This window comes from Streptomyces sp. NPDC127119 (assembly GCF_042677425.1).
In the GTDB taxonomy this organism is placed as follows: domain Bacteria; phylum Actinomycetota; class Actinomycetes; order Streptomycetales; family Streptomycetaceae; genus Streptomyces.
This window is the reverse complement of record NZ_JBHXTO010000117.1, coordinates 19639-29265: the sequence shown is the minus strand read 5'-3', so window position 1 is coordinate 29265 and position 9627 is coordinate 19639. Positions and strand designations below refer to the sequence as shown.

The following is a 9627-nucleotide window of genomic DNA, read 5'->3' as shown; positions in this document are numbered from 1 at the left end:
ATACACTCCATAAATCGTCGGCTGCGTCTGTTGTGTATAAGAGACAGCGACGTACCCGCACGTCACCACCCCCGGGCACCACCCACCCCCCTCCTGGCAAACTGGTGCACGTGAGCAGCGACGGAACAACGCACAACCCCTTCCAGGACGAACGCACCGCCCGCGACGACGCACCGCAGTTCGTACTGCCCCTGGTCGCCCGTATCGAACGCAACGAACCCCCCGCCCGCACGGACGCCCTGGAGACCGCCGCCCGCGCCGTCCTGGTCCTCCTCAGCGACGAGCGCTCGCTCGGCGAGGGCGAGTGGGCGCAGGCCGTCCACGACTGGCAGGACGCCCGCATCCGCAAGGTCGTCCGCCGGGCCCGCGGCGCGGAGTGGCGCCGCGCGGAGGCCCTGCCCGGCATCACGGTCACCGGCAAGTCCGCCGAGGTCCGGGTCTTCCCCCCGGTCCCGCTCGACGGCTGGCCCAAGGACCTGGCCCGCCTCCAGGTCTCCGGCACGGACCTCGACGACCCGGAGCCGCCCGCGGACACCGACACGGCCACGCCCGTGCTGTGGCTGAGCCCGGACCTGGACATGTCGGCGGGCAAGGCGATGGCCCAGGCCGGCCACGGCGCCCAGCTGGCCTGGTGGGAGCTGTCCGACGAGGACCGCACGGCCTGGCGCGAGGCCGGCTTCCCGCTCGCCGTCCGCACGGCCGACCCCGAGCGTTGGGAACGCCTCGTCACGAGCGGCCTCCCGCTGGTCCGCGACGCCGGCTTCACGGAGATCGCCCCGGGTTCGTGCACAGTGGTCGCCGACCACCCGGCCCTGCGCCTCGACCGCCGGCGATAGGGGGCTGCCGCGCGGCACGGGCGCGGCGCAGGACTGTGGCGCGGGACTGTGGCGCAGCCGTGTGAGGTCTGTGACACAGCAGACACGAACCATTGAACATGTCCGCCGTCCCGCACGTATCTTCTGGCGCTGGCCAAGTACAGATTCCCAACGACCAGTTGGTAAAAATCCGGAGGCACCTGTGCGGCGTATCAACGGTACGGCCCTCGTCATCGTGGCACTCGTCGGAACGCTCGGCGCGCTCGCGTTCCCCGTGTGGTCGTACGCCGACCGCGCCGGGACGGGGCCGGCGAACCTCGCCGCCGGGACCGTGCAGACGAAGTGGGGGCCGCTGACCGCCACCGACCGCGACCTCATCGTCCGGGTGCGGCTGGCGGGTCTGTGGGAGCTGCCCGCAGGGCAGCAGGCCCTCGAACGCAATCCGAGTCCCGCGATGAAGGAGGCCGCCGACCACCTGATCGTCGGCCACACCGACCTCGACAAGCGGGTACGGGGCATCGCGCGGGAGCTGGGCGTCGAGCTGCCGAACCAGCCGAACGAGCAGCAGCAGGGCTGGCTGCAGCAGATGACCAACGCGAGCGACGCGGACTACCCCAAGGTGTGGGCGAACCTCCTGCGCTCCGCGCACGGCAAGATCTTCCCGGCGATCGGCGCGGTACGGAACCAGACGCGCAACACGCTGGTGCGCCAGCTCGCCTCGGACGCCAACCAGACCGTGCTCGACCACATCACGGTGCTGGAGAAGACCGGCGCCGTCGACTTCGAGGCGATCGCGAACGACTCGGTGGTCGGAGCGACGGCCAGCCCGTCGGGACCGCCGGCCCCCGTCCCCGGAGTGGTGCCCAGTTCGGCGCCGCCCGCCGAGGCGACCGGTGACATCAACACCACGTCACGGCCCTCCCCGGGGGCCCCGGGCACGGTCAACACCAACCGTCCCGACCCCGAGGACCCGGACGCCACTCCCTCGTCGTAGTGACGGCCGGAACCTCAAATGTTGCTCTGAACGTCCCCGCCGATGGGTTCGGCCCCGCCTGACGGGGCCATCACCCCGTCACGCCGGAACACAGGTCCGTCGAAGGAGACGCGCAAGGTCCTGGTGAAGTCGTGGTGACGGAGTGGAGGAGGGGGACGATGAGGAACCTGGGTACGGGAATCGGGTGGCGGCCGGAGATCGCCGAGGCCGTGGAGCGCATGCCCGGCATCGACTGGGTCGAGGCCGTCGCCGAGAACATCTGCCCCGGCCATCTCCCCGAATCGCTGGTGCGGCTGCGGGAGCGCGGTGTGACCGTGGTCCCGCACGGGGTGTCGCTCGGGCTCGGCGGCGCCGAGCGCCCCGCCGAGGGCAAGCTCGCCGACCTGGCGGCCCGCGCCGAGGCCCTCGGCTCCCCGCTGGTCACCGAGCACATCGCGTTCGTCCGGGCGGGCGGGGCGCTGACCGCCTCGCCGCTGCTGGAGGCCGGACATCTGCTGCCCGTCCCCCGTACCCGGGACGCCCTCGACGTCCTGTGCGAGAACATCCGGATCGCCCAGGACGCGCTGCCCGTGCCGCTCGCGGTGGAGAACATCGCCGCGCTGATCTGCTGGCCGGGCGAGGAGATGACCGAGGGCCAGTTCCTGTACGACCTGGTCGACCGCACCGGCGTACGGCTGCTCATCGACGTGGCCAACCTCCACACCAACCACGTCAACCGCGGCGAGGACCCGGCCGGGGCGCTCGACGAGCTGCCCGTGGAGGCCATCGCGTACGTCCATGTCGCCGGCGGTTTCGAACGGGACGGCGTTTGGCACGACAGCCACGCGCACGCCGTGCCCCCGGCGGTCCTCGACGTGCTCGCCGACCTGGCCTCCCGCGTCCGCCCGCCGGGCGTGCTCCTCGAACGCGACGAGAACTTCCCCGAACCGGCCGAGCTGGAACGCGAACTGCTCGCGATCCGCGAAACGGTCGAGAAGTCCGCCGCACCCCGGAAGGCCGCCGCACTCGCGAAGGCGGCCGACGGCACCCCGGCGGCCGTCGTGGCGCCCGAGGAGGCCCGGACGGACACCGGGGACACCGGCCCCGCCCGGCAGCGGCTCGCCCTCGCGCAGGCCGCCCTGCTGTCCGCGCTCGTCGCCGGGACGCCCGTGCCCGAGGGGTTCGACCGGACCCGGCTGGCCGTGCAGGCCCGTGCGCTGGCCGGCAAGCGGGCCGATGTCGTGGCCAAGGTCGCTCCGGAGTTGCCGGAGATCCTGGCCGAGGCGTACCGGAAGGCGTTCCTGGCGTACGCGCACGGCCACCCGATGACCGACGGCTACCGGCGGGACGCGCTGGACTTCGCCGAGCACCTGCTGTTCGAGGGTCAGTTGCTGGACCCGGCCGTGCGGCGCGCGCTGAGCGACTGGTGGCTGGAGCGTTCGGGCCCGGCGCCGCTCTCGCGACGGCCGGCGGCCCGGCTGGTGCGCGCCACGCGCCGGGTGCTGCTGAGGCGTTGAGAACCGGTCGACGGGAGGCGTAGAGGGCCCTCGTCACCCGTGACGTCGCTCACCCGGGCGCCGGCCGTACCCCGTGCGTACGGGAAAACGGGCCCCGTGCCTGCTCAGCGCCGCCCCGCGACGACCGGACCGCGCGGGCACGCACCCAGCCGGCACATAGCACCTCCCGTACGGGCCCGGCGCGGCCCGCGCCAGGACGGCCGCCCGGCACGACCCACCGCACCGCCCCCGCCTGCGAAAACACCGGTCCGACCGGTCCGGTCGGCCTGTCCGGACCGCATACTGCATTCGTCCAAACCCGTACCACAGTTGGCGTACACCACGAAGTAATATGCCAAGCTCCACCAGAAGCGCACTAACGTGCGGTGCCGCAACAGGAGGCACCATGCGATCCATCAATGGCCGCGGGCTGTTCACGGGTACCGGGCTCATCATCGCGGGTCTGACGGCGACCCTCGTGGCGCTGGTCTTCCCGATCTGGTCGTACGCGGACCGGTCGGGCACCGGCGTGGACACCCTGAACGCCGAGAGCGTGTCGACGAGTTTCGGCCCGCTGTCCGCGCAGGACCGCGAGTTCGTCACCAAGGTCCGGCTCGCGGGCCTGTGGGAGCTGCCCGCCGGACAGCAGGCCGAGGACCGCGGCACCACCAGGGCCGTACGGACGGCGGGCGAGCACCTCGTCGAGGGGCATACGTTCCTGGACGCGCGCGTCCGGAGCGTGGCCGCGCGGCTCGGCCTCGAACTGCCCAACCAGCCCAGCGAACAGCAGCGCGCCTGGCTCGCCACGCTGAGCGCGGCGCGGGGCCGGGAGTACGACCGGCAGTTCGCGAACATCCTGCGCGCCGCGCACGGCAAGGTGTTCGGCCTGGTCGCCCAGATCCGCGCGAGCACCCGCAACTCGCTCGTCCGGGACCTCGCCGACGACGCGAACACCACGGTGCTGGACCACATCACGGTCCTGGAGGCGACCGGTCTGGTCGACTTCGACGCGCTGGCCCGTGACGCGGCCTCCGCGAGCGCGCCCCCGCTCACCCGCTCCCCCGCGCCCGCCGGCCCGAAGTCCTCGCCCAGTCCCCCGGTCCCCGCCACTCCCGCCCCGACCTACTCCCTGCCCCCGGCGGCGACGGCCCGGCCGTCGGACGACGCGGCGGACGGCGGGGCGGAGACCGGCGACAACAAGTCCTAGCAACCGAAGTACCGCCGACGCGAAACGTCACACCATGGCGATGCTTCGTCCAAATTGTGAACAAGCCGTGGCGCGGCCGGTCCTCCGTCGCAAAGAAATCCGGCATGTTCTGGGTCCTCCTCCTTCTCCTCGCCTGGGCCGTGGCGGGCACGGCCTGTACGCGCCTGTGCCTGGCCTCGGTCCGCGCCGCCGCCGCGGACGACACGCACACGCTCGGCGGACGCGGCCTGACGCTCTACGAGGCCGCGTTCCTGTCGGGCGGCCCCGCCCGGGTCGCCGATCTGACGCTCGTGTCGATGGCCCGCCAGCGCCGTCTGCTGCTCGCCCACACCGGCTGGGCGACGGTCGTGGACCCGCGCGGCCGGGACGAGATGGAGCGCTCCGTCCTGGGCGCGATAGGACCCGACGGACAATCGAGGATCGCGCCGGTCCGCACGAGCGCCGCCGCCGCGGAGTCCGTACGCGTGCTCGCCGACCGGCTGGTCGCGGCGGGCCTCGCCGTGCCGGACGGGGCGCGCACCACCGTCGCGGGCGCCGTGGCCCAGGTGCGGTCGGCCGCGGCGGCCGTGCTGGCGCTGGCCGCCGTCGCGCTGCTGATGCCCGCTCAGGCGCAGCACGAGCGGGCGCTGGTGGCCGTCTGGTTCACGCTGCCCCTCATCCTCACCATGAGCTGTCTGGCCATCGCGCGGATCGAGGTGCACCCCTACACCCGCTGGGCGTCCCCGGCCGGACAGCACCTGCTCAGTTCCCTGACCCACCGGGCGGACCCGGACAGCGACGACCGTACGTACCTCACCACCGTGGCCGTGCGCGGCATCCGCGCGGTCGGCGAACCGAACCTGCGGGCGGCTTTCGGACACCGCGAACCGCACGCTTGAGCGCTCGGCAGAGGCAGCGTCGTACATCCGCGGGCCGGTGGGGGCGGTCGCGCAGTTCCCCGCGCCCCTTACGGGGCGCACGCCGGGTGCGCATCGGGGTCATTGGGCCGACATCCGCGGGCCGGTTGTTTACTTCGCCGGGCACCGAACCAAATATCCCTTTTATTACTGTCGTGTACTGAAGGGAACCTGATGCGAGCTGCCGTCCTCCTCGGAACGGCCGGATCCCTGCTGCTGACCGCCGTCGTCGCCACCGCGCCCGCGGGAAGCGCCAAGGCCGCCTCGTCGGGCTGGGCCGAGCGGCGCGGCACGGCGGTCGCGGCCGAACGCGCCGCCGCCGACGGCATCCGCTTCGGGACGTGTGCCGAGGACGAGGACGGCCCGGCCACCCTGCGGTGCGGCACGGTGACGGTCCCGCTCGACTACGCGCACCCGGACGGCAAGCAGATCGAACTGACCGTCAGCCGGGTGCGGGCGACCGGCAAGGACCCCGAGAACGGCAAGCGGTCCGTCCCCCGCCAGGGCGCGCTCGTCTACAACCCCGGCGGTCCCGGCGCGTCCGGCATGTACTTCCCGCTGATCGGCATGATCCCGGAGTGGAAGCGCATCGCGTCGGCGTACGACCTCGTCGGGTACGCCCCGCGCGGGGTGGCCCGCTCGGCCCCGATCTCCTGCCAGGACCCGAAGCTGCTCCTGAGGGGGCCCACGCAGTCGCCGACGAACCCCTCGGAGTCGTACAAGGAGGAGCGCGTCGCGCGGGCGAAGGCGTACGCGCGGGGCTGTGTCGAGCGGTCGGGCCGCGCGATCAGGCACTTCACCTCCGTCAACAACGCCCGTGACCTGGACGTCCTGCGCGCGGCCCTGGGCGAGCGGAGGCTGACCTTCATGGGGGCGTCCTACGGCACGTACTTCGGGGCCCTGTACGCGGAGCTGTTCCCATCGCACGTACGCCGGATGGTCCTCGACTCGGCCGTGAACCCGGACCCGGCGAAGGTCTGGTACCGCAACAACCTCGACCAGTCGGCCGCCTTCGAGAGCCGCTGGGCCGACTTCCGCGCCTGGACGGCCCGGCACGACGAGGTGTACGGGCTGGGGCGCACGGCGGAGGAGGTGCGGCTCAGTTACGAGCGGGCACGGGCGCGGCTCGCGGCGGAACCCGCGGGCGGTGTGGTCGGCCCTGGACAGCTGCAGGGGGCGTTCCTGCAGGCCGGGTACTACGACGACTACTGGCCGCATCGCGCGCAGGCGCTCTCCGCGTATCTGAAGGGCGACCCGAAGCCGCTGATCCGGCAGGCGGGGCCGCATCCGGACTCGGTGAAGGACCAGGAGAACAGCAAGGCCGTCTACACGGCGATCGAGTGCAACGACGCGCCCTGGCCGCGGGCCTGGCACACCTGGGACCGCGACAACACGCGTCTCGCGCGCGTGGCGCCCTTCGAGACCTGGTCCAACGCCTGGATGAACCTGCCGTGCGCCTACTGGCCGCTGCCGCGGCAACGGCCGCTCGACGTGCGCACGGTGCCCGGTGAGCTGGCGCCCACGCTCGTCCTCGCGGCAGAACGGGACGCGGCGACGCCGTACGCCGGGGCGGTGGAGATGCACCGGCGGCTGTCGGGGTCCTCCCTGGTCACGGAGCTGGCGTCCGGGTCGCACGGGATCGCGGGCGGGTCCAACGCGTGCGTGAACGCCCACGTGGACGCGTACCTCCTGGAAGGCCGGGTCCCGGCCGCCCGGACGACCTGCGCCCCGCACGAGCCCCCGAAGCCCCGCCAGGGGCTCTGAGGGGCGCCCTTGAGGGGCGCGGGGAACTGCGCGGCCCGCCCCCGCCGGGGCCGCAGACGACACACAACCCCTGCGGGGGTCCGCCCCGGAAGGGAGTGCGCCGACTGCCGGCCGGTGGGGGCGGGCCGCGCAGTTCCCCGCGCCCCTCAGGGGGCGCCCCCTAGCGGGGGCTGCCCCTAGGGGGCTGTCAGGCCAGGGCCGTGACCAGTTCTGTCACGGACTTTCGGCGGCCCGTGTAGAACGGGACCTCCTCGCGGACGTGCATGCGCGCCTCCGACGCACGGAGGTGCCGCATCAGGTCCACGATGCGATACAGCTCGTCCGCCTCGAACGCGAGAATCCACTCGTAGTCGCCCAGCGAGAACGACGCGACCGTGTTGGCCCGCACGTCGGGGTAGCCGCGCGCCATCTTGCCGTGGTCGGCCAGCATCCGGCGCCGGTCCTCGTCCGGCAGCAGGTACCAGTCGTAGGAGCGCACGAACGGGTACACGCTGATGTAGTCGCGCGGCGTCTCGTCGGCGAGGAACGCGGGCACGTGCGAGCGGTTGAACTCCGCCGGCCGGTGCAGCGCCATGTTCGACCAGACCGGCTCCAGCGCGCGCCCCAGTTTCGTACGGCGGAAGAGGTTGTACGCCTCCTGCAGCTGGTCGGCGGTCTCGGCGTGCCACCAGACCATGAGATCGGCGTCGGCGCGCAGCCCCGAGACGTCGTACGTGCCGCGGACCGTGACGTCCTTGGCGGCGAGCTGGTCGAACAGCTCCTGCACCTCGTCCGCGTAGCCGGTGCGGTCCTCGGGGAGCACGTCACGCAGTTTGAACACGGACCAGAGGGTGTAGCGGATGACCTCGTTGAGGTCCTTGGCCTTCTTGCCGGCGTTCGGGGTCCTGGCCGGGCCGGTGATGGGGGCGTCGTCACTCATGGGGCTATTCTCCCGCTCCGCCGTGCAGGCTCTGCACCGGGTGGGCGGTCAGCGCGTGCGTCAGCCGGTCGTCGCCCCGCAGCCGGTCCACGGCGGCGTTCGCACTCGCGACGCAGGCCGGGATGCCCACGCCGTCGTACGCCGCTCCGCACACCGCGAGGCCCGGCACCTTCGCGACGTGTGCGCGGATGCGGGCCACGCGCGCGTGGTGCCCGACCGGGTACTGGGGCAGTCCGTCGTCCCAGCGGGTCACCCGGGTCTCCAGGGGCTGCGCGGTGAGGCCGGTGGCCTCGCGCAGGTCGTGCCGGGACACGTCGACGAGGTCGGCGTCCTCGCGGCCGAGGATCTCCGTCTCGCCGTACCGGCCGACGGAGGTGCGCAGGACCACCGTGCCGGGGTTCGCCTCGGCGATCCAGCCCCACTTCTGGGACGCGAACGTCGACGCCTTGATGGTCCGCCCGTCGACGGGCGGCACCAGGAATCCGCTGCCTTCGGGGAGGGCCGCCTCGTCGCGGCGGTAGGCGAGGGTGATCAGCGCCATGGACGCGTACTCGACGGCCGCCAGCTCGGCCGCGGCGGCGGGGGCCTCGGCGCCGAGCAGTGCGGCGGCGGCGCCTGCGGGGACCGCCATGACGACGGCGTCGGCCACCAGGGTCCGGCCGCCCGTGACGACCCGCCAGCCCTCCTGCCGTTCGCCGCCGGCCGCAGCGCCCGTGACCCGGCGCAGTTCCGTGACCGGGGCGCCCGTGACGATCTCGCCGCCTCGGGCCCGTACCGACTCGGCGACGGCGAGCGGCAGTTGGCCGATGCCGCCCTCGATGCCCATGAAGACCGGGGCCGCCGGCTGGTCCGGCTTCTGACCGCGCGCGGCCTTCGCCTGGATCTCGCGGACCGCCTCCGTGAGCGAGGCGTGCGTACGGGCGGCCTCGAAGAGCTGCGGGACGGCCGAACGCATCGAGATGCGGTACGCGTCGCCCGCGTAGACCCCGCCGAGCAGGGGTTCGACGAGCCGGTCGACGACCTCGCGGCCGAGCCGCTCCGCGACGAAGGCACCCACCGCCACGTCGTCGCCGACCTCCGTGCGGGGCAGGTCGCGCTCGTGCTCGATGCGGCGCAGGCCTTCGTCGGAGAGCACCCCGGAGAGGGCCGCCGCGTCCGCGGGGACGCCCATGACGTGTCCCTTGGGCATCGGCCGCAGGGCCCCGCGCGTCCAGATCGAGGCGCCCACCGTGTTCGGCGGCCGGAGCCGGTCGGCGAGGCCGACCTCGTGGGCCAGAGCGACCGCCTCGGGCCGCCGCGCGAGCATCGACTCGGCGCCCAGGTCGACCCGGGCGCCCGCGACCGAGCCAGGCAGCAGCTTGCCGCCGAGGCGGTCGGAGGCCTCCAGGACGGTCACGCGCGCGCCGCCGTTCAGCAGCCGGTGCGCGGCGGCCAGACCGGCGATACCGCCCCCGATGACGACGACGTGACCCGGGCCCGTACGTGTGTCTGCGTGCATGTGTCCACTGTCCCAGACCCGGTACGCCGTCTCCCGGGCCCCCGGCGCCCCGGCGCGTG

The 9627-nt window shown here is 73.3% G+C and carries 8 protein-coding genes; 6 read left to right on the top strand and 2 right to left on the bottom strand.

The window, feature by feature from the left end; genetic code table 11:
- Positions 1-110: 110 nt before the first annotated feature.
- From ACFVH5_RS33830 to ACFVH5_RS33805, 6 genes are all read left to right on the top strand, one after another.
- Positions 111-836 (top strand): peptidyl-tRNA hydrolase, encoded by a 726-nt coding sequence (locus ACFVH5_RS33830; RefSeq protein WP_385837502.1) that lies wholly within the window; start codon positions 111-113, stop codon positions 834-836.
- A 181-nt stretch (positions 837-1017) separates the two neighbouring features.
- Complete coding sequence (locus tag ACFVH5_RS33825) at positions 1018-1809, top strand: DUF4142 domain-containing protein (protein WP_385837501.1); 792 nt, start codon at positions 1018-1020, stop codon at positions 1807-1809.
- A 158-nt stretch (positions 1810-1967) separates the two neighbouring features.
- Positions 1968-3305 (top strand): DUF692 domain-containing protein, encoded by a 1338-nt coding sequence (locus ACFVH5_RS33820; protein ID WP_385837500.1) that lies wholly within the window; start codon positions 1968-1970, stop codon positions 3303-3305.
- Between the two features lie 385 nt (positions 3306-3690).
- On the top strand, positions 3691-4491 hold the full coding sequence (locus ACFVH5_RS33815) for a DUF4142 domain-containing protein (protein ID WP_385837499.1): 801 nt from the start codon (positions 3691-3693) through the stop codon (positions 4489-4491).
- 104 nt (positions 4492-4595) lie between these two features.
- Positions 4596-5369 carry a TIGR04222 domain-containing membrane protein gene (locus ACFVH5_RS33810; RefSeq protein ID WP_385837498.1) on the top strand — a complete coding sequence of 258 codons (774 nt, stop codon included), beginning with the start codon at positions 4596-4598 and terminating at the stop codon, positions 5367-5369.
- A 192-nt stretch (positions 5370-5561) separates the two neighbouring features.
- A complete protein-coding gene (locus tag ACFVH5_RS33805) occupies positions 5562-7151 on the top strand; it encodes an alpha/beta hydrolase (RefSeq protein ID WP_385837497.1) in 1590 nt (529 codons plus the stop codon).
- Positions 7152-7338: 187 nt separating this feature from the next.
- Here ACFVH5_RS33805 and hemQ read toward each other — a convergent pair whose 3' ends face one another.
- Positions 7339-8070, bottom strand: coding sequence for a hydrogen peroxide-dependent heme synthase (hemQ, locus tag ACFVH5_RS33800; protein WP_384810016.1), 732 nt, complete (start codon positions 8068-8070; stop codon positions 7339-7341).
- Positions 8071-8074: 4 nt separating this feature from the next.
- The gene (gene hemG, locus ACFVH5_RS33795; RefSeq protein ID WP_385837496.1) at positions 8075-9568 is read right to left on the bottom strand and encodes a protoporphyrinogen oxidase; all 1494 of its coding nucleotides are present in this window, start codon (positions 9566-9568) and stop codon (positions 8075-8077) included.
- Between the last annotated feature and the right edge of the window lie 59 nt (positions 9569-9627).